The 20,329-nt window shown below is 71.7% G+C and carries 16 protein-coding genes; 8 read left to right on the top strand and 8 right to left on the bottom strand.

Features of this window, described 5'->3' with window-relative positions; all coding sequences use genetic code 11:
* Positions 1-23: 23 nt before the first annotated feature.
* From G515_RS19075 to G515_RS19070, 3 genes are all read left to right on the top strand, one after another.
* Entirely contained in the window at positions 24-1,760 is a 1,737-nt protein-coding gene (locus G515_RS19075) for an MmpA family trehalose lipid delivery protein (protein ID WP_036553770.1), read from the top strand.
* Between the two features lie 71 nt (positions 1,761-1,831).
* The gene (locus G515_RS23235; RefSeq protein ID WP_157570962.1) at positions 1,832-1,987 is read left to right on the top strand and encodes a hypothetical protein; all 156 of its coding nucleotides are present in this window, start codon (positions 1,832-1,834) and stop codon (positions 1,985-1,987) included.
* A gap of 423 nt (positions 1,988-2,410) precedes the next feature.
* Positions 2,411-2,884, top strand: coding sequence for a hypothetical protein (locus G515_RS19070; RefSeq protein WP_051217739.1), 474 nt, complete (start codon positions 2,411-2,413; stop codon positions 2,882-2,884).
* Positions 2,885-3,067: 183 nt separating this feature from the next.
* Here the strand turns inward: G515_RS19070 and G515_RS0101880 are convergent, their stop codons facing one another.
* Entirely contained in the window at positions 3,068-4,228 is a 1,161-nt protein-coding gene (locus G515_RS0101880) for a glycosyltransferase family 4 protein (RefSeq protein ID WP_028658758.1), read from the bottom strand.
* A 75-nt stretch (positions 4,229-4,303) separates the two neighbouring features.
* Here G515_RS0101880 and G515_RS0101875 point away from each other — a divergent pair, with 75 nt between their 5' ends.
* A complete protein-coding gene (locus G515_RS0101875) occupies positions 4,304-5,074 on the top strand; it encodes a class I SAM-dependent methyltransferase (RefSeq protein WP_051217738.1) in 771 nt (256 codons plus the stop codon).
* On the top strand, positions 5,041-9,237 hold the full coding sequence (locus tag G515_RS19065) for an alpha-(1->3)-arabinofuranosyltransferase domain-containing protein (protein WP_169570408.1): 4,197 nt from the start codon (positions 5,041-5,043) through the stop codon (positions 9,235-9,237). Before G515_RS0101875 ends, G515_RS19065 begins: the two co-directional genes overlap by 34 nt.
* Here G515_RS19065 and G515_RS22950 read toward each other — a convergent pair.
* Positions 9,123-10,373 (bottom strand): acyltransferase family protein, encoded by a 1,251-nt coding sequence (locus G515_RS22950; RefSeq protein ID WP_028658756.1) that lies wholly within the window; start codon positions 10,371-10,373, stop codon positions 9,123-9,125. The two genes, G515_RS19065 and G515_RS22950, sit on opposite strands and share 115 nt — an antisense overlap.
* Positions 10,370-12,169 carry a hypothetical protein gene (locus tag G515_RS0101860; protein WP_028658755.1) on the bottom strand — a complete coding sequence of 600 codons (1,800 nt, stop codon included), beginning with the start codon at positions 12,167-12,169 and terminating at the stop codon, positions 10,370-10,372. Before G515_RS0101860 ends, G515_RS22950 begins: the two co-directional genes overlap by 4 nt.
* Positions 12,170-12,332: 163 nt before the next feature.
* Here G515_RS0101860 and pgfA point away from each other — a divergent pair, with 163 nt between their 5' ends.
* Positions 12,333-13,274, top strand: a complete 942-nt coding sequence (gene pgfA / locus G515_RS0101855) for a cell envelope lipid trafficking protein PgfA (protein ID WP_028658754.1) — start codon at positions 12,333-12,335, stop codon at positions 13,272-13,274.
* Positions 13,275-13,368: 94 nt separating this feature from the next.
* Here the strand turns inward: pgfA and G515_RS0101850 are convergent, their stop codons facing one another.
* The 4 genes from G515_RS0101850 to G515_RS0101830 are packed head-to-tail and all read right to left on the bottom strand — an operon-like array spanning position 13,369 to position 17,152.
* Positions 13,369-14,352, bottom strand: a complete 984-nt coding sequence (locus G515_RS0101850) for a class I SAM-dependent methyltransferase (RefSeq protein WP_245565142.1) — start codon at positions 14,350-14,352, stop codon at positions 13,369-13,371.
* Between the two features lie 9 nt (positions 14,353-14,361).
* Positions 14,362-15,249 carry an ABC transporter ATP-binding protein gene (locus G515_RS19060; protein ID WP_036553769.1) on the bottom strand — a complete coding sequence of 296 codons (888 nt, stop codon included), beginning with the start codon at positions 15,247-15,249 and terminating at the stop codon, positions 14,362-14,364.
* On the bottom strand, positions 15,246-16,073 hold the full coding sequence (locus G515_RS0101835; protein ID WP_028658753.1) for an ABC transporter ATP-binding protein: 828 nt from the start codon (positions 16,071-16,073) through the stop codon (positions 15,246-15,248). Before G515_RS0101835 ends, G515_RS19060 begins: the two co-directional genes overlap by 4 nt.
* Positions 16,070-17,152, bottom strand: coding sequence for an ABC transporter permease (locus tag G515_RS0101830; protein ID WP_028658752.1), 1,083 nt, complete (start codon positions 17,150-17,152; stop codon positions 16,070-16,072). The genes G515_RS0101835 and G515_RS0101830 overlap by 4 nt, the downstream gene beginning before the upstream one ends.
* Before the next feature lie 282 nt (positions 17,153-17,434).
* On the opposite strand from G515_RS0101830, the gene rpsA reads away from it, so the two are divergent.
* A complete protein-coding gene (gene rpsA, locus G515_RS0101825; protein ID WP_028658751.1) occupies positions 17,435-18,922 on the top strand; it encodes a 30S ribosomal protein S1 in 1,488 nt (495 codons plus the stop codon).
* 127 nt (positions 18,923-19,049) lie between these two features.
* Here rpsA and G515_RS23230 read toward each other — a convergent pair whose 3' ends face one another.
* Positions 19,050-19,223 (bottom strand): hypothetical protein, encoded by a 174-nt coding sequence (locus tag G515_RS23230; protein ID WP_157570961.1) that lies wholly within the window; start codon positions 19,221-19,223, stop codon positions 19,050-19,052.
* Positions 19,224-19,305: 82 nt separating this feature from the next.
* Between G515_RS23230 and G515_RS0101815 the strand changes: the two genes are divergently transcribed.
* Positions 19,306-20,280 (top strand): GlxA family transcriptional regulator, encoded by a 975-nt coding sequence (locus G515_RS0101815; protein ID WP_028658750.1) that lies wholly within the window; start codon positions 19,306-19,308, stop codon positions 20,278-20,280.
* Positions 20,281-20,329: the final 49 nt, after the last annotated feature.

The following is a 20,329-nucleotide window of genomic DNA, read 5'->3' as shown; positions in this document are numbered from 1 at the left end:
AGCGGGCATACAGTGACCCCGCCATGAACCTCAGTCCCCGGTCCGACCTCACCTCGGTCGCCTCCGGTCGACACCTGCGCGAGGCGGTGCCGTGGGCCTGGGCGCTGCTGCTCACCGTGCTGCTGCTGGGCCCGGCCCTGGCTCCGGGCTTCGTGCTGGTGCGCGACCTGGTGTGGGTGCCCGACCTGGCCCTCACCCGGAACGTGGTGGGGCTCGGGTCCGAGTTGCCCCGCGCCGTGCCCTCGGACGCCGTCGTGGCGGTGCTGGACGAGATCCTCCCCGGCAGCGTGCTGGAGAAGGCGGTTCTGGTCGGGGCGCTGCTGCTCGCCGCCGGTGGAGCGATGCGGCTTGCCGGCCCGGGCATGGTGGCCAGGCTGGTCGCGGTCAGCGTGACGGTGTGGAGCCCCTTCGTGGTCGAGCGACTGTGGATCGGCCATTGGCCGGTGCTCCTCGGGTACGCCGCCGTGCCCTGGCTGGTCGTCCTCGGCCGGCGCGCGGTCGAGACGGGGCGGGTGCCGGCCGCCCTCTATCCGGTGCTGCTGATCGGGAGCCTCAGCGCGAACGCCGGGATCGTCTCCGCGACCACCCTGCTGGCAGTGGGGGTACGCCGAAGCGCGGGCCGGTCCGTCGCGGCGCGGCTTTTGCTGGCCTGCGCGGCCGCCAACGCGCCCTGGGTGGTCAGCGGCCTGTTGCACGCCGACAGCGCCAGGGCTGCGAGCGGGTTCGAGGCCTTCTCGATCCGTGGTGACGGGCTGCCGGCTCCGCTGGCGGTGCTGGGCCTCGGCGGCATCTGGAACGCGGACGTGGTGCCGGCCAGCCGTGAGGGGATGCTCGCCTGGGTCGCCCTGGCGATGTTGCTGGCCCTCGCCGCGGCCGGGCTGCGCCCTTGGGCGACCAGCTGTCCGCGCGACCACCGGATCGCGCTGGTCGGGCTGTGGCTGCTGGGCCTGCTCTCCGCGCTGCTCGGCTGGGGGTTCCCGACGGTGTGGGATGGCCTCGCCGGCCAGGTGCCGGGAGTCGCGCTGTTCCGTGACGGCAGTCGCGGGCTCGCCTGGTGCCTGCCGTTGCTCGTGGTCCTCCTCGCCGCCGGAGCGGACCGGTTGGTGGCGGGCTGGCGGACTGCGGCCCCGCGGCTTGCCACGGCCGTGGTGGTGGTGCTGGCGCCGATCGCGGTGCTGCCCGACGCCGCCTGGGGTGGTGGCCAGCTCGCGGCGGTGGACTACCCGGCCGAGTGGGCCCTCGCCCGGGATGCGCTGGCCGCCGACGCGGCCGAGCAGGAGGCCGCCGGCGCAGTCGCAGGCATGGTCGCGGTGCTGCCGTGGTCGGCGTACCGGGCACCGGCGTGGAACGAACACCGCGCCGTCCTCGACCCGCTCCCGAGGTACGTGCGCCAGGACTCGGTGGCCTCCGGTGACCTGGTGGTGGCGGGCCGGATCGTCCCCGGAGAGGACCCGCGGGCGGCCGCGATCGCGGCCGCGCTGGCGCGCCCGACCCCGGAAGAGCGGTCGGCGGCGATGGCGGCGCTCGGCGTGCGCTGGGTGGCGACCGAACTCGACGCCGGTCCGGCGCCCGACGTGGTCGGCACCGTCCTGCACCAGGGGGAGACCCTCCGGATCGTACGGCTGGACGGCGTCGCCGCGCAGCCGCCGCCCGGAGGGCCGGAGGTGGTGGCGATGGCACTGGCCTGGGCGGCCTTCGCCGGCGTCCTCCTGGCTCCGCTGTGGAGCCGGCGAGGCACCCGTGCGAGGCGCACCGGGTAACTGCGTGACGCAGGCCACACCAGAACCGGATTCGGTGATAGTGTCCGCGACGGACAAGGGAGGTCACACAGATGTTGAACCTGATGATCGGCGCCATCGCCAGTGTCGTTGTCGGAGGCGCGTTCGCCGTCGCCACGGTCGTGGGTGTGGTGAACAGCAGCGTCGACAACCAGAGCTCGAGTCCGGCCGACGTCTCGCAGACCACCATCGAGTACGGCCAGCGCTGAGGCCAACCCCGAGACCTGCACCGAGGCCTGTACGGCCACGTCCGACCACGTCCGGTCGCGCCCTCGGGCCCTGAGCCATGGGTCGTCGGGGTGCCGGCCGCTGATGCTCCAGTGAGCACACTCCGCGCAACTCGGATGCTGTGACGCGCCCGTCGAGGGCTGCGCAGCGAACAACGTCACCGATACCGGCCTTGCCGGGTAGCGACCGCCCGGATGCGAAGCCGGGACTGGCCGCGGTCCTCGATCGACCCGATCCTCCGTCGGCACCCTCTGGGCGCTGCCCCGACTCCCGACCCCAGCACGTCTCCCACCTGGAAGCGGTCTGGTTGTGCTCTTGTGAAACCCGTGGTGGGGGAGCACATTGGAGGCAGGGCTCAGGTCCCTGAGCCCGTTGGTTCAGGTCATCGTGAGAGGACAACTGTCATGGCTGCAACACACGCCTGGCACGGCCTGGTCCACGACATGAGGGACGAGATGCACGACCTCGCCACCATCAGCCGTGTCAGCGCCGCACGTCAGGCATACCTGGCCCTGTGGATCACCTTCATCGCCCTGCCGCTCGTCGCCGGGCTGGACAAGCTGATCGGGCTGTTCAGCACCAACTGGGAGATGTACGTCGCCGGCTGGGTCAACGACATCGTGCCGGGCGACGCCGGCATGGCGGTGATGTGGATGGGAGTCATCGAGATCGCCCTCGCCGTCGTCATGCTCGCGGCGCCGCGGGTGGGTGGCGACCTCCTGGCGCTCTGGTTCGCCCTGGTGGCGGTCAACCTGTTCAGCATCGCTGAGATGAACGAGCTCGGGCTCTTCGCCGTGGCTCTGGCCGTCTGCTCGCTGGCCTGCGCCCGCTTCTCCACGATGTTCCATCACAAGGAGGGCATGACGCCGCAGGAGTGACCCCGGCCCCCTGAGAACCGGGGAGCCGATGATCGATCCGGCGCGCTGTGCGCCGCGATGCGGGCCGCCGGTGGCGCCGCACCCGCTCGACAGGTGTTCGGTCCGCCTTCGATCCCGCGGCGTTCCGGAGCACTCGCCTCGCGCCGCTCGCGACGCCGGTATTGATCAGCGTTTCCTCGGGGATCAGTCCTCCGCGCTGACCCGCTCACCGCGGAGAGCAGCGGCGAGGACGGCCGCGAAGTTGAGCTGCGACTGCTCCCAGGAGTGACGTCGCGCGTGCCAGCGCGCGCCCTCGGAGAGTTCCTTGCGACGGACCTCGTCGGTGAGGAGCGTGCCGAGGGCGGCCACGAAGTCATCCCGCGAGTCGACCAGCAGCCCGGAGTTGTCGTGGTCGACCGACTCGGTCGTACCGCCGGCCGAGCGGAACGCGACCGTCGGAGTCCCCAGGACGCCGGCCTCGGTGACGACCAACCCCCAGCCCTCCTTGAGGGAGGGCAGCGCCAGCACCCAGGACTCGGCGTAGATCCGGCGCTTGGTCTCCTCGTCGACGAAGCCGGTGAACTCGACCGCGTCCTCGGCGCCCAGTCCCGCGACGTACGCCGCGAGTTCGTCGTGCCACCACCCGCTGCCGACGACGGTCAGGCGGGCGTCGGGCAGGTGGCGGCGCAGGGCGACGGTGGCCTCGATGGCCAGTTCGACGCGCTTGTGCGGGACCAACCGACCGACCACGCAGATCGACGGGTGCTCGGTCTTGGCGGGCAGTTCGCCGGTGGAGGTGGGCCACGGCTCCACGCCGTTGTGTACGACGGCGATCCGAGCGCGGTCGACGCCCAGGTCGGTGAGTTCGTCGCGGGTCGCCCGGGAGACCGTGACGTACTGGGCGCGGCGGTACAGGCGCGGCGAGAGGCGCGACTCGACCCACCAGCCCACCCTGCCGACCAGGCCGCGGTAGACGACCGGCCACTGCTCCCGGTGAACGTGATGGACCAGGACGATCACCGGACGCCGGGTGACGAGCGGGGTGAAGAACGGCAGTCCGTTCTGGACGTCGACCACCGCGTCGATCCGGCCGAGCCGGCCGGTGAGGAGCAGCAGGCAGCCGATCAGGTAGATCGAGAGCTTGTTGCCGCGGCGGACGAAGCGCACCCCGTCGACCTGTTCGTCGCGGGGTGCTCCGGCGTAGCCCGCGGTGAAGACCGTGACCCGGGCGCCGCGCTCCACCAGCCCGGCGGCGACGCGGCTCAGGTAGTGCTCGGCGCCGCCGGCCTCCGGGTTGCCGGTGTCGCGCCAGCTGAAGATCGCCACGTGGCGTCCTTCGAGCGAGGCGCCTTCCCTGGTTTCCATTGCGCGGATACTAGTGGGTAACTGTGACGAAGGCCACTACTGATTCAGTGGGTTCGCCTCGGCTAAGGTCTGCGCGTGCCGCCTCACCAACCCGCCCCCGGCCCGCAGTCATGGCGGCCCTCACTGCGCCGCTCGGTCCGGCTCTTCGCCGACTTCCGGCACGAGCAGGACGACCCGAGGCGGTTCTACACCGCGCTGGCGGCCGACTCGGTGGGACAGCTCGAGCACTACGCCGGCGGCTCCGGGCGAGGGCTCGACGGCGCGCGGGTGCTGGACGTCGGGGGAGGGCCGGGGTTCTTCCGGGACGCCTTCACCGCGGCGGGGGCCACCTATTTCGCCCTGGACGCCGACGTCGGGGAACTCTCCGGTCAGGGCGGCATCGCGTCCGGCAGCGTGATCGGCGACGGCATGCGGCTGCCGTTCCGCGACGGGGCGGTGGATGTCTGCTACTCCTCGAACGTGCTCGAGCACGTGCCGGACCGGGTGCGGATGGTCGAGGAGATGCTGCGGGTCACCCGCCCGGGCGGGATCGTCTTCGTGTCCTTCACGCTGTGGTGGGGTCCGTGGGGTGGTCATGAGACCTCGCCGTGGCACTACCTCGGCGGCGGCTACGCGCGGCGCCGCTACCGCCGACGGCACGGACACGAGCCGAAGAACAGGTTCGGCGAGTCGATGTACGCCGCCACCGCGACCGAGATGCTGCGCTGGGCCGCCCGGCAGCAGCGCGCCGAGGTCCTCGCAGCCGTGCCCCGCTACCACCCCTGGTGGGCGGCCTGGCTGATGCGGGTCCCGGTGCTGAGGGAGGTGCTCTCGTGGAACCTCCTGCTCGTGCTGCGCAAGCACTGAGCGCTTTCCGGGTCCGCATCGGAGCGGTGGCCCTCCTGCTGGTGGGGTTGGCCTTCATCCAGTCCCCCGGCCTGATCGTCTCGGACACGAAGTTCGACCTGGTCGAGGCGCCGGCCGACTTCCTCGCCCGGGCGCTGCACCTGTGGGACGGGCAGAGCACCTTCGGCCAACTCCAGAACCAGGCCTACGGCTACCTGTGGCCGATGGGGCCCTTCTTCGTGCTCGGGGACGCCCTGGGCCTGCCCGGCTGGGTGGTGCAGCGGCTGTGGGTCGCACTCGTGATGGTGGTCGCGTTCACCGGTGCAGCGCTGGTGGCCCGGGCGCTCGGCGTACGCTCCGACCTCGCCTGCCTGGCGGGCGGGGTGGCCTACGCGATGTCCCCGCGGATGCTCACCGTGCTGGGCCCCCTCTCGATCGAGGCCTGGCCCAGCGCCCTCGCCCCCTGGGTGCTGCTGCCGCTGATCCTGGGGTCGGTCAGGGGCTCGCCCCGCCGCGCGGCCGCACTCTCCGCGCTCGCGATCACCATGGTGGGCGGGGTGAACGCGGCCGCCACCTTCGCGGTGATCCCGATGGCCGCGCTCTGGCTCCTCACCCGTACGCCGGGGCCGCGCCGCCGCGGCATGATGCTCTGGTGGCCGCTGCTCACCCTGCTCGGCACCCTGTGGTGGCTGGTGCCGCTGCTCCTGCTGGGCGCCTACAGTCCGGCCTTCTTGGACTACATCGAGAGCAGCACGGTCACCACCCTGCCCACGACCCCGTTCGACGTGTTGCGCGGCACGTCGGACTGGGTGCCCTACATCGACACCGCCGCCCGGGCGGGGCACGACCTGATCACGACGCCCTACCTGATCCTCGACGGCGCCGTGGTGCTGCTGGTCGGCTTCGTCGGCCTGCTCGCGCCGTGGTCCCCGCACCGCCGGTTCCTGGCGCTGAGTGTGCTGGTGGGGGTGCTGATGGTCGGCGCGGGGCACGTCGGTGCCACCCAGGGCTGGTTCGCCGTGGAGACGCGTGGTGCTCTGGACGGCGTACTCGCCCCGCTCCGGAACGTGCACAAGTTCGACCCGATCCTCCGGCTGCCGCTGGTGATCGGGTTCGCCGTCGTGATCGACCGGCTGCTGCGCCGACGCCGCAGCACCCTGCGTGCGACCAGCGGGGAGGACGGCGCCGAGGCCCGCACCCGTCGTACCCTCGTCACCGCCAACACGGTGCTGCTGGTGGGGGTATCGCTGCTCGTGCTGGCCGGGACCCTCGTCCCCGCGGTGGCGGGCCGGATCACTCCCTCGGGGGCCTTCCCGGACGTGCCCGGCTACTGGCGTGAGACCGCCTCCTGGCTGGAGGACAACGCCGCCGACGGTACGACGCTGCTGGCGCCCGGATCCCCGTTCGGGTCCTATCAGTGGGGCGCCCCGGAGGACGAGCCGATGCAGCCCCTCGCCGGGTCGGCGTGGGCGGTGCGCAACGTCATCCCGCTGACCCCCGAGGGCACGATCCGGATGCTCGACGCGGTCGAGGAGCGATTCGCCCAGGGGGAGGGATCGATCGGGTTCGCCGCCCTGCTGCGGCGAGCGGGCGTCACGCACCTGGTGGTGCGCAACGACCTCGCTCGGGACGGCGACGTGCCGGACCCGGTGGTCATCCACCAGACGCTGGCGGACTCGCCCGGACTGCGGCGGGTGGCATCCTTCGGGCCCGAGGTCGGCGGCGATCCCGTGCTCGAGACCGACCAGGGACGGGTCGTGGTCAACGGCGGCTGGCAGGACCGCTACCCGGCGGTCGAGGTCTACGCCGTGTCCGGCGCCGCGGCGCCGGCGGTCGTGGCCGAGGACGCGACGACGGTCGTCGGCGGACCCGAGGACCTGCTCGACCTGCTCGACCACGGGGAGCTGGACGACGCCCCGAGCGTGCTCGCCTCCGACCTGCCCGCCGGCGACGCCCCGGCGGGGCGGCTGGTGCTCACCGACGGACTGCGTGCTCGGGAGCGTTCGTTCGGGCGGATCCACGACGGGGCCTCGGCGGTGCTCACCGAGGGCGACGTCCGGCGTACCACCAACCGGGCGCGCGACTACCGCATCGCCGCGGACCGCTGGTCCACCACGACCCGACTGGACGGCGCGGCGGCCGTGTCGGCGTCCTCGTCGACCTCCGACGCGGACGCCGCCGGGGGTGCCCGCGTCGCCGAACTTCCCTATGCCGTGATCGACGGCCGGCGGACCACCTCCTGGGTCTCCCAGACCGGCCGGTCGGGGCAGGCCTGGTGGCAGCTCGACCTCACCGGGCCGAGCGAGGTACGCCGGGTGCGGCTGGTCGGCGGATCGGCAGCCCTGGAGGGACAGCTGGTCCGGGTGCGGACCGAGGCGGGCGTCTCGGACGAGGTGCTCCTCGGCCCCGGCGAGGAGGAGCTGGTCAGCCTGCCGGCGGGAGAGACGAGTTGGCTGCGAGTGGAGGACGCGTCCGGGGCGGAGGGACGGGTGCTGAGCCTGGCCCAGGTGCGGATCCCCGGCGTCAGCGTGACCCGCCGGCTGGTCACCCCCGTGCTGCCGGAGGGTTGGGACGTGCCCGATGCGGTCGTGCTGCGGGCCGGGCCGGAGGGCCGCACCGGCTGCCTCACCGTCGACGGCCAGGTGCGCTGTGTGCCGGGCCGCGACCGGCAGGGCGAGGAGAGCGCGGGAATCGGCCGGGTGGTGACGCTGCCCGATCGGGCCGACTGGGCTCCGCGGCTCCTGGTCAGGCCCCGCTCGGGCGCGGCGATGGAGCGGCTGGCCCAGCGTCGCCAGACCCTGGCGGCCAACAGTTCCTCACAGGCGGTGCGGGATCCTCGGGCCTCGGCGCTCGCGGCGATCGACGGCGACCCGCGGACCGCGTGGCAGGCCGACCCCGACGACCTGCGGCCCGAGCTCCGGCTGCGCTGGCTGCGGCCGCGCACGATCAGCCGGGTGCAGGTCCGGCTCGCCCCGGAGGTCGCGGCGCGGGCTCCGGCGGTGCTGACCCTGAGTTGGCCCGGCGGCGAACGAACGATCCGGCTGCACGCCGACGGGAGCGCGGGGTTCCCCGCGATCCGGACCGACCAGCTCCAACTCCGCGTCGAGCGCACCCGCCCCGCTGCCGCGATCGACTTCGACAGCAAGGGGATCCCGCTCGGTGTCGGGATCAGCGAGCTCACGCTGGCCCCGGCGGAACTGCTGCCACACCCGCCGTCCCGGGCTCCGCGCCGGTTCGCGTGCGGCAGCGGCCCTCGACTGGTGGTCAACGGCACGATCTTCCGCTCCCGGATCGTGGCCTCGCCGGCGTCCCTCGCGGCCGGTGGGGCCGTGCCTGCCGCGCTGTGTGACCGGGCGGGCCACGACGTGGCGACCGTCCCTACCAGGGCGGGGGAGAACACCCTCGACGTCCGGGGATCACGCTTCGCCGTGGTCGACACCCTGACCCTGACCGGGGTCGATGGCCGTACGAGCGGCGGCACGGTGGCCGCGGCCAGCGCTACCGAGGGCGGGATGACCCGCCGGTTCGATCCTCCCCGACCAGCGGACGGCGGGTCGCCCGAGCTGATCGTGGTCCGGCACAACCACAACCCGGGTTGGGAGGCCACCCAGGACGGGCGGCGGCTCGAGCCGGTGACCGTCGACGGCTGGCAGCAGGGTTGGCTGATCAGCGGTGACGCGCCGGTGACCGCCCGATTCACCCCCGATCGGATCTACCGGCTGGGACTGTTCGCCGGCCTCGCGACCGCGCTGGGGCTGGCCGGACTGGTGGTGCTGTGGTGGCGTCGCGGTGGCGCGACGCCACCACCACCGCTCCGCACCCGTCGGCTCGGACCGGTGCCGATCGGCGCGATCACGCTGCTCGGTGCCGGGCTGGTGGCCGGCTGGGGCGGCGTCCTGGTCGCGGTGCCCGCAGTCGCCCTGGGCAGCTGGCTGGCGTGGCGCGGCCGGCCGGTGTCGGAAGGGGTGGCCTGGCTGTGGGCGTTGCCCTGCCTGATCGCTGGGACGGCCTACGCCCTGGCGCCGTGGGGTGCCTGGGAGGCATGGGCGGGGGAGTGGGCGTGGGTCGCCTACCTGATGCTGGTGCCGCTCACCGGTGCGCTGGCCTTCTCATCCTCCCGGGCCCGCAGGAAGCGCGGCGGACGGTTCTTCCAGGCCAGTGCCGGACGCTCCACGAACCGGTAGGCGAGCTCGGCAGCGACCACCGAGACGGCCACGGTCAGGAGCCAGATCGCCATCGCCCGGCCGGAGAAGAGCGGCCAGCCGGTCGCCCAGATGACGAAGTGCAGCAGGGGCAGGTGCAGGCAGAAGATGCCGTAGGAGATCCAGCCGAGCCGCCTGGCCAACGGATGCGCGAAGGCCCGCAGGTAGCGGCCCCGCGCCGGGGCGAAGACGGTGGCGAGCACGAGGAGGAACCCGATCGCGGCGTACAGCAGATGCTTGGTCAGGTCGGAGGCTCCGGTGCTGGTGCCGAGGAACGTCGGGCCCGCGATCGGTGTCGAACACACCAGGAGGAGACCGGCCACGGCCGCCCAGCAGGCGCCGGGGAAGCCGCCGAGCGTGACCAGAGCTGTCATCCAGCGCGCGGGGCGCCCCTGCGTGACGCGCACCTGCACCAGGGCGATCAGCAGACCCGCCGCGAACCAGGTGAGGTACGCCGGCAGCCACTGCCCCGACATGACCGAACTGGTCTCCCGCAGTTCGGGAGCGACCCACAGGATCCAGGTCACCGAGGTCGCGGCGAGCAGGCCGAGCCCGACCAGCACCCGGGTGGTGCGCAGCCGTCGCCGGCCGGTCAGGGCGAGCATCAGCACCGGCAGGACGAGATAGAAGCTCACCTCCACCGCCAGGCTCCACATGTGGGAGAGGCCGGCGGGCAGCGCGGGGTCCACGAAGGTGTTGAGCATCAGCAGGGTGATGACCCAGTCGCTGGGGCCGAGCCCGTCGTTGGCGTGGATCAGGCCGAGGGCGAGGACCACGGTGAGCAGGTAGAGCGGTGCGATCCGGAGCAGACGTTTCCAGTAGTAGGGGCGTGCCGAGGGTGAGGGCCGGCCGGCCGCGGCCCGGGTCAGCCAGGGACGACCCAGCAGGAACCCGGAGAGCACGAAGAAGATCGCGACGCCGACGTCCAGCCTTCCGAGCAGGACGCCGAACCAGCCGTGGGTCGTGTAGCTGCCCGCCCAGAATGCGACGTGGGTGGTCAGCACCGCGATCGCCCCGACGGCACGCAGGCTGTCGAGCCCCGGGAAGCCGGCGCCCGTCTCGGGGGGTGGATCGACGAGCGACTCGACGGCGGTCTCGACCCGGTGTGCCGTGCTCACTCACTCTCCTCCGGCTCGATGGGACCGACGTCCATGCGGTCCAGACAGATCGTCAGCCCAGGATCGAGTGCGCGCAAGACCACCTCGGAGAATCCCCCGTCCACCTGGGCGAAGGAGGCAGCCAGACCACGCCGGACCGGCATCTCGAAGGTCTCCTCGCCGGCGGTGACCTGGAGCGTCCCCGAGGCGGAGGCGAGGTAGCGCAGCTCGGCCCACCACCGGCCGGGGATCATCCCCGCGTCCATCGGTACGACGACCTGCTCGGCCCCGACCCGCCAGCCGCAGCCGGGGATCGGGCCGGGCTGCGAGGACGGACCCTCCTCCGCGATCCGCGGATCCGACACCCGACCGTCCTCGTCGAGGATGTGCATCCGGGTGCTGGTCCGGGGGAACCGGGCGTGATCGGTGACCAGCGGGATCAGTCGCGACTGCGCGTTCCGTGTGCCTCCCCAGTCGAGCACCGCGGCCTGCGGCACCGGCACGTCCGCGAGGTCGGTGTCGCCCGCGGAGGTCAGCTCCCGCTGTGCGGTCAGGAAGTAGTCCTCGGTCGGGTTGTCGCGGTGCCAGAGGTGGGCGTAGGCGACGCTGCTCGCGACCGCGGAGATGCTCACTCCGGCGGCGACGGCCCCGACCGTCCGCGGGCCGGGCGACCATCGCCGGACCGGTGAGGGCCGGGCGAGGCTGCCCTGCGAGGAACCGGCCAGCTCGAGCGTGACCAGGCCGAGTACGAGCGCCCAGACGGCGGCCACGTCGGCGAGGTAGCGGTACTCGAGTCCCGGCAGCTCGCCGAGGAGTTGTGCCCTGGTGGTGAGCACCAGCAGGTACGACGCGCCGGCGGCGCCGATCAGCAGCGCCCATGCCCGTCCGGTACGCACGCGCCGGCGGGCGACCGCGAGCGCGAACAGGGCGAGCGCGAGCCAGCTCAGCAGGACCAGGACGGTGGGCGGATCGGCGACGGCGGTCGGTACGGCGAAGGAGCTCCAGCGCCACGGCCCGCCGACGAGCGCGGTGGGCAGAGCCTCGCCGAGCATGGCGCGGGCCAGCGGCAGTGCCTGACGGGTCGCGGGTTCGCCGACCAGTGACGGGGCGACGCTGAGGTAGTAGAGCAGGTAGCCGCCGCCGAGCAGCACCGCGCCGGTCACGGCGACCCATTGCCGGCGCAGCACGACCAGCAACCGGCGACCGAGGTGTCCCTCGGCGTAGTAGGCCAGGGCCAGATAGCCCAGCAGCGGGATGAGCAGCAGGGCCTTGACGTATCCGGACAGGGCGAAGGCCACGGCCGCCACGGTGAGGAGCAGCCAGCCGATTCCTCCGCCGCGGAGGTGGCGAACCCAGGCTGCGACCGCGCAGAACAGCCCGATCTGGAGGGGGAGCGCGTTGAGGGCGACCGCCCACCACATCGTGCTGGGGATGGTCATCGCGGTGAACAGGTAGGCGGCCAATGGCGGCAACACTCCGGGCCTGAGCCCGAACAGCGTGCCCAGCATCCACAGGCAGGCCAGCCCGGCCGCGGCCTGGCCCAGGAGGGTGAGCGTCGCCGCGAGCGGCCAGTCCGCACCGCCGCCCGACTGGACGACCCATGCCAGAGCTCGACCCCACGGCATCAGTTGGCTGTCGTGCGGATCGACCAGGTAGGAGAGGCCCTCCGCCTCGGCGCCGTCGGCGAGCAGCAGCATGTCGTCGTGGAAGAACCAGCTCGGGTAGACCATCCAGGCCCGGAGTGCGAGCTGGATGAGTACCAGCAGGACTCCGGCCCCCAGCACCAGGTGGCGCGGACGGGGGGGACTGGTCGACACGGCGCCGACTATCGCACACCGTGACGCAGCACACGGGCTCCCAGCACAATCCGAATACGCTGCGGTAACAACTTGTGACGCGAGCCACACAAGGCCGGCGGAATGCGCTACCGTGCACCGACCCGACCCGCGGGTAACAGTGTGGCGTCACGAGGGAGAGACGATGCGCAAGGTGTTGTCATTCGTACTGATCGGCCTCGGCGGGTTCGCCGTGGCGGCGGCCCTGGCGGCACTCATCTGGGGAGGCGGCGCGGCCAAGCGGATCCCGCTCAACACCGACGGCGAGGCGCACCTCACCGGCAGCGCCAGCGGCGCCCTGGCCAAGTCGGACACCCCGGTGCCGGTCAAGTACCTCAACCACACCGCCGTCGACGCGGACAACTCCACGCGCGACGTGGTGGCCGTCGTCCAGCAGACCTGCGTCGTCATCGACGTCGACGACCCGCCGGACTGCCCGAACGCCCAGATCGACGAGCGGGTCATCCAGACCAGCGCCCAGGCGTTCGCGGTCGATCGCCGGAGCGGTGCGGCGGTCGAGGACCAGAGCGAGTACGTGCCTGACGTGCAGACCGCCTACGACGGACAGATGCTCAAGCTCCCCTTCGACGCCGAGAAGTCGGACTACGAACTCTGGAACGGCACGCTCGGCTTCGCCGTACCGCTGGAGTACCAGGGCACCAAGACCATCGACGGCCTGGAGACCTACGAGTACCGCGCCAGCGTTCCGGAGAGCCCCGGGGTCACCTTCGCGAAGGCGGCCGAGCCGGGCGGCCAGGACACCGTCGGGGTGTACGAGACCGAGCAGACCATGTGGGTCGACCCCACCACCGGCGCCTTCATCGACCAGCAGGGCAGCCAGCGGATGACCACCGGCGACGGCACCGTCCTGCTCGACATCCAGGTCGAGTACACCGAGGGCACCGTCGCCGACAACGTCGCCTCCGCCAAGAGCGCATCGCGGACCCTCGGCATCCTCACCGTGTGGCTGCCGATCGGTGGCCTGGTGTTCGGGCTGTTGCTGATCGCCGGCGGCATCCTGCTGCACCGCCGGTCCGGACGCCGCGCGGAGGAGACCAGCTGGGATCGCGAACCGGCCCAGGTCTGAGTCCTTGTCGAACCTGGATCCGCGCCGAGGTCCGTCGGGACCGCGGCGCGGATCCGGTTCGTGCGGGGGCCGGCTTGAGCGGTGGAGGCGGGGTTCAGAGCAGATCTGCGACGAAGATCGCGGTGCCGGGAGTGAGCAGTCCGCGGGTGCGCGACCAGCCGCCCCAGATGCGGTGGTTGTCCGGCGGCCACTCCGGCTCGACCAGGTCGGTCAGGCGGAACCCCGCGGTGGCCAGGAGGGACACCCAGTCGCCGAGGGTGCGGTGGTGCTCGACGTACGACGTGACGCCGGTGGCCTCGTCGATCTCGACGTAGGGGGTGCGGTCCCAGTAGCTCTGCGAGGCGACCAGTCCCTCCTCGCCGGGGTCATCCGGGAACATCCACCGGGTCGGATGGGTGATGGAGAAGGCGAACCGACCACCGGTGCGCAGGACGCGGACGGTCTCCTCGACGGTGACGTCGATGTCCTTGACGAACTGGAGCGCCCCGAAGGAGCAGAACACGATGTCGAAGCTGTCGGCCCGGAAGGGGAGGGCGGTCGCGGTCGCCTGCACCGCGGGCACGGCGGTGCCGGTCCGTGCGTCCAGCCGCTGGGCGTGGCGCAGTTGACGGTGCGACAGGTCGAGCCCGATCGCCCGGCCGCCCTGGTCGCAGACCCAGCGGGAGCATTGGCAGGCTCCTGACCCGAGCTCGAGCACGTCCTTGCCGGCGACCGGGCCGAGGATCCCGAGCGCGTGCTCACCGATCCCTTCGGGCCCCCAGATGAAGCCAGCGTCGCCGAGGTAATGGCCGTGGGTCGCTTGGTACTCATCGGCGTAGCGGTCCCAGTCGGGGCCGTTGGCCTGCCGCGACTCCGTCTCGCTCACCTGGCGCCTCAGGGCCCGAGCCTGGAACTGGTCGGAGGCCGAGGAGTGGGCCGGCGTCCTCACCGCCGGGGCGTCGGCCGGGGGGACCGGCCGGGGCATCGGCCGGTCGGTCGGCTGGGGTTGGACCTGGGGTTGGACCTGGGGTGAGGGCCCGGGGTCCGGGGTGCTGCGGAAGGGCGTGACGTGGACGGGAGGTGACGAGGTCTGCTCCACGCCCCGAGCCTACTCCGCGCCCCTTCCGGCGTGACCCGTGCCGGCGCGGGCGAGCACGACCATCCGCTCCTCGATGCTGGCGGGCACCGAGCTGAGCTCCGCCGGCACCCCCGCGCCGTCGAGGATCCGCCGTACCTGTGCGGGGTCGCCGTCGGCGACCCGGATCCGCTGACCGGTCAGGACGACCGGGGCCCCGGCCGCGGTGAGCGCCGTGAAGGCGGCGGCCCAGTCGGAGGCACGCACCTCCAGCGCGGTGGTGTCGCCGACGATGTCGGTCTCGCTGCCCTGGGCGGCCAGCACCCCGTCGGCCATCATCAGCAGCCGGTCGCACTGCTGGGCCTCCTGCATGTAGTGGGTGGTGACGAGGACGGCGGTGCCCCGCTCGGCCTCGTCCCGGATGGTGTCCCAGAGTCGGGCCCGGGCCAGGGCGTCCACCCCGGAGGTGGGTTCGTCCAGCAGGAGGGCGCGCGGCGAGTGTGCGGTCGCGGCCACGAACGCGGCCTGCCGCTGGGCTCCGAGCGGCAGGTCCTGGACGAGGACGTCGGCGCGGCCGGCGAGGTCGCCGGGGATCTCCGGCATGGGTGCGGCGTAGCTGGCGCTCACGAAGGCGAGGTTCTCGCGGACGGTGAGGTCGGCGTACAGGCCGAGGTTCTGCGGGACGTAGCCGATCCGGCGTCGGCGCTGGAGATCCGGGGGACCGCCGAGCAGGTCCACCGTGCCGGCACTCGGGGTGAGCAGGCCGAGCAGCATGCGCATCAGGGTGGTCTTGCCGGCGCCGTTGGCGCCGAGCAGGCCGACGACCTCGCCGGGGTGTACCTCCATGCTGACCTCGTCGACGGCGGTGAAGCTGCCGAACCGGCGGGTCACCGCCCGGGCCAGGATCAGGGGCGCGGTCACGAGGTCACCGCCTCGGCACGGTTGATCAGGGAGAGGCTGATCACGATGTCCTCCAGATCCGGGATCAGGGGCCGGGCGTCCCGTGGCGGGTGAGTGCCCTCGGGCCAGTACTCGTGCCGCCGTCGCCCGCGTCGCCAGGACCACTCCGGGCGCCGGGGGGTGGTGGTCTCCACGATCGCGCCGGTGAAGGAGGATCGGACCTCCTCGAAGGAGCCCTGGACCAGGATCCGGCCGCCGTCGAGCACGGCCAGCCGGGCGGCTCGCTCGGCCTCGTCGAGGTAGGTGGTCGACATCAGTACCGCGGTGCCCGCCGACGCGGCCTGGGAGATCATCCGCCACAGGTCGACCCGGCTGACCGGGTCGACTCCGGTGCTGGGCTCGTCGAGGACCAGCAGGTCGGGTCGGTGGATCGAGGCCATCGCGAAACCGAGCTTGCGGCGCATCCCGCCCGAGAGCCGTGCGGCCAGCCGGTGCTCTGCCCCGTCGAGCCCGGCCTGCGCCAGCAGGTCGGTACGACGGCGCGCGAGCTCGGCGCCCCTGAGCCCGTAGGCGCCACCGGCGAAGTCCAGGTTCTGGCGGGCGGTGAGCGAGCCCCATGAGCCGGCCCGAGCCGATAGGAAGCCGGTCCTCTCCTTGGCCGGGGCCGCGGTGGTGCCGGCGTCCAGGGCGACCAGGCCGACGAGGGCGCGCAGCAGGGTGGACTTGCCCGCGCCGTCACCGCCCACGACCGCGGCCACGGAGCCGGCCGGCACCTCGAGGGAGACCTCGTCCAGCGCGACGGTGTCATGGAAGCGGACGGTGGCGCCCCGCACGCCGTAGGTCATCGCTGTTCCTCCGCGTCGTGGCTGGCAGGCGCGGCCCGACGACGTCGGCGGCCGCTGGGGGCCAGGTCGCGGCGGTAGCGCAGGGTGGCCGCGGTGAAGACCACCACCGCCATCACGGCGAGGATCACGTAGGTGTACCAGAGGGAACCGATGGAGGCGCCCCGGAGCAGGATGCCCTGCGACATGATCGTGAAGTAGGTCAGCGGCAGGAGGTAGCCGATCCAACGCACACCCGCGCCCATCGCCTCGAGCGGGAAGATCATGCCGGAGAGCAGGATCTGGGGGAGTAGCACCATGAAGGCCGCCTGGATCGCCTGGCCGGTGGTCTGGGAGATCGTGGAGATCAGCACCCCGAACCCGAGCACGACGAAGAGGAAGATGGCCGCGCCCAGCCCGAAGGCGAACGGGTTGCCGCGGAACGGCACATCGAAGAGGAAGACCCCGAGCAGGGTCACCACGACCATGTCGATCGCGGCCACGAGGAAGTACGGCGTGATCTTGCCGAGGATCACCGTGCTGGGCTTGATCGGCATCACCGAGAGCTGCTCCAGCGTGCCGGCCTCGCGCTCCCTCACCAGCCCGATGCTGGTGATGATCACGCCGATGAAGGTCAGGATCAACCCGATGATCGCCGGCACCATCACCCACGACGTCTTCAGGTCGGGGTTGTAGAGCACGTCGATCTCGATGGTGGGTCCGGAGGCTCCGGCGCTCTGTGCGTTGAGGGCGTTGAGCGCCGAGACCGCCGCCTGGGCGGCGAAGAGGTTGGAGCCGTCCACCAGCGCGACCGGCGCTGCACCGGTCACGATCGCCACGTCGGCCCGGTTGTCCTGCAGGGTCTGCTCCGCGTCGCCGCGGTCCGCGTCGGGGTCCACCGAGGTCACGTCGAACAGGTCGGGCAGCTGGCCCTCGACCTGCTCGGCCTGCGGCCCGACGACGGTGGTCCGGGCGTCGTCCACGGTGAAGTTGGCGGCATAGCCGAAGATGACCAGCAGCAGCAGCGGCAACACGATCAGCATGGCCAGGGTCCGGTGATCCCGCACCAGCTCGCGGAACTCCTTGAGGATCATCGCTCGCATATCCTCGAACCTAGGCCCTGTCGTCGCCGTCGGCGCCCGGATCCTCGGGCCGCGTGGTGAGCGGTGCAGCGTCGGGTCACCCCCGCGGTTGGACGCCCGCGAGGGCGGCGGCGTACTCTAGAGGGGCGTGTGAAGTCTGCCTGCCTCCCGGACGGAGTGGAAGCAGGCTCTCCGAGTCTCTCCTCGCCCGGATCTTGTCCGTGGTCGGGGCCGAGGTCGTGATGAAACCGGCTTGTGCGCGCGCCCGTACGACTCATGCCCCTCCAAGGAACTACTTCCCTTATGACGAGCACCCTCTCGACTCTTCCGGCCATCACCGATTGGCAGAACGACGCCCCGCAGGTGGCGATCAACGACATCGGTTCGGAAGAGGAATTCCTCGCCGCGATCGACGAGACCATCAAGTACTTCAACGACGGTGACATCGTGGATGGCACCATCGTCAAGGTCGACCGGGACGAGGTCCTGCTCGACATCGGCTACAAGACCGAGGGCGTCATCCCCTCGCGCGAGCTGTCGATCAAGCACGACGTCGACCCCCACGAGGTCGTCGAGGTCGGCGACAAGGTCGAGGCCCTGGTGCTCCAGAAGGAGGACAAGGAGGGTCGCCTGATCCTGTCCAAGAAGCGCGCCCAGTACGAGCGCGCCTGGGGCACGATCGAGCAGATCAAGGAGGAGGACGGCGTCGTCGAGGGCACCGTCATCGAGGTCGTCAAGGGTGGTCTCATCCTGGACATCGGCCTGCGTGGCTTCCTCCCCGCCTCGCTGGTGGAGATGCGTCGCGTCCGCGACCTGCAGCCCTACGTCGGGCAGACCCTCGAAGCCAAGATCATCGAGCTCGACAAGAACCGCAACAACGTGGTCCTTTCGCGCCGTGCCTGGCTCGAGCAGACCCAGTCCGAGGTCCGTCACGGCTTCCTCACCCAGCTGCAGAAGGGCCAGATCCGCAAGGGCGTCGTCTCCTCGATCGTCAACTTCGGTGCGTTCGTCGACCTCGGCGGCGTCGACGGTCTGGTGCACGTCTCGGAGCTGTCCTGGAAGCACATCGACCACCCGTCCGAGGTGGTCGCAGTCGGTGACGAGGTCACCGTCGAGGTGCTCGACGTCGACATGGACCGCGAGCGCGTCTCCCTGTCGCTGAAGGCGACCCAGGAAGACCCGTGGCAGCACTTCGCCCGCACCCACCAGATCGGTCAGATCGTGCCGGGCAAGGTCACCAAGCTGGTGCCGTTCGGTTCCTTCGTCCGCGTCGAGGAGGGCATCGAGGGCCTGGTCCACATCTCCGAGCTGGCCGAGCGCCACGTCGAGATCCCGGAGCAGGTCGTCCAGGTCAACGACGACGTCATGGTCAAGATCATCGACATCGACCTCGAGCGTCGCCGGATCTCGCTGTCCCTCAAGCAGGCCAACGAGACCGTCGCTGCGGCCGACGTCGAGGAGTTCGACCCGACCCTCTACGGCATGACCGCCACCTACGACGAGCAGGGCAACTACGTCTACCCCGAGGGCTTCGACCCCGAGACCGGCGAGTGGCTCGAGGGCTTCGAGGACCAGCGCGCCAAGTGGGAGGACGACTACGCCAAGGCGCACGCCCGCTGGGAGGCTCACGTCAAGCAGCAGGCCGAGGCCAAGAAGGCCGAGGTCGAGGCCGGCGAGGCCACCTCGTACTCCTCCGCCGCTCCGGAGCAGGACGACGAGGACACCGCTGGTTCGCTGGCTTCCGACGAGGCGCTCCAGGCGCTTCGCGAGAAGCTCACCGGCGGCCAGTGAGTCCGGCTCGTTCCTGACTCAGCTGCGCTGAACTGACCGAAGGCCCGGTCACCCCTCGGGGTGACCGGGCCTTCGGCCGTCGGTGAGCGCCTGCCGACGCTCGCGAACCCTGTGTGCGGCCGGTCGTTCAGTGCGGGAAGAGTCGCATGGACGGCGGCAGCAGGTCGGGGTCGACGCCGTGCGAGGTCGGTGGCCTGGTGCGGGGCCGGTCCAGCCGGACGACGTACCAGGTCGAGGCGAGCAGGGATACGAGGACGATCAGGACGAGTGCGGTCAGCAAGAAGATCATGGCATCAATCATGCGCTCGCTGTGATCCTGCCACGAGTGGCAGAAATGTCGATGTGCATTGATTTCCTGCCATGTCTCTGTCAGGGTCGGGAGCATGCACTCGGTGGCGGTCATCGTGGAGGACGGCGTGGAGGCCTTCGGCCTCGGCGCGATGTGTGAGGTCTGGGCCGAGCCCTACCACCCCGAGGACGACAATCCGGTCTTCGACTTCGCCGTGGTGACCCCTCGCCCCGGTCGGGTGCGTGGATCGGCAGGCTTCGACCTGATGGTGGAGCACGACCTCACCCGGGCCGCGTCGGCCGACCTGATCTGCATCGCCCCCAATCGTGAGCGGCGGGCGCACTCCGGTGACGTGCTCGACGTGCTGCGCGACGCCGATCACCGCGAGGCCCGGATCTTCGCGCACTGCACCGCCGCCTTCGTGGTCGGGGAGGCCGGCCTGTTGGACGGGCGGCGCTGCACGACCCACTGGCGCTTCGTCGACGAACTGGCCGCGCAGTATCCCGAGGCGAAGGTCGACGGTGACGTGCTCTACGTCCAGGACGGCAATCTCACCACCGGCGCGGGCGCCTCGGCCGGGCTGGATGCCGCGCTCCATCTGCTGCGCGAGGAGTTCGGGGCTCGGGTCGCCGCCTCCACAGCTCGTCGGATGGTGGTGCCACCGCACCGTGACGGTGGGCAGGCGCAGTTCATCGCCCGGGCGGTGCCCGAATGCGAGTCGGAGGTGCTCCGTCCGCTGGTCGACTGGGTGGTCGCCCACCTCGAGGTGGAGCACAGTGTCGACTCGCTCGCCCAGCGGGCCCACATGTCGCCGCGCACCTTCGCCCGCCGGTTCCGCGACGAGATGGGCGCCTCGCCCCATCAGTGGGTCATCGCACAGCGGGTCGCCGCGGCCGAGGAGCTGCTCGAGCGCACCGATCAGCCGGTCGAGCGGATCGCCGCTGATCTCGGGTTCGGCAACGCCGCGACCCTGCGACACCACTTCGGCCGGGTGCGAGGCGTGAGCCCCCAGGCCTATCGCCGTCGGTTCTCCCGGGTGGAGGTCCCGGCTTCCCGTCCCGGCGACTGACCCGAGTGCGTCCTCACCTGTCGCGGTGTCGAGCCAGGAGCCCGGCGGC

Source organism: Nocardioides insulae DSM 17944, assembly GCF_000422825.1.
Lineage (GTDB): Bacteria > Actinomycetota > Actinomycetes > Propionibacteriales > Nocardioidaceae > Nocardioides > Nocardioides insulae.
The sequence above is the reverse complement of the archived record's forward strand: the minus strand, read 5'-3'. Positions and strand labels throughout refer to the sequence as shown.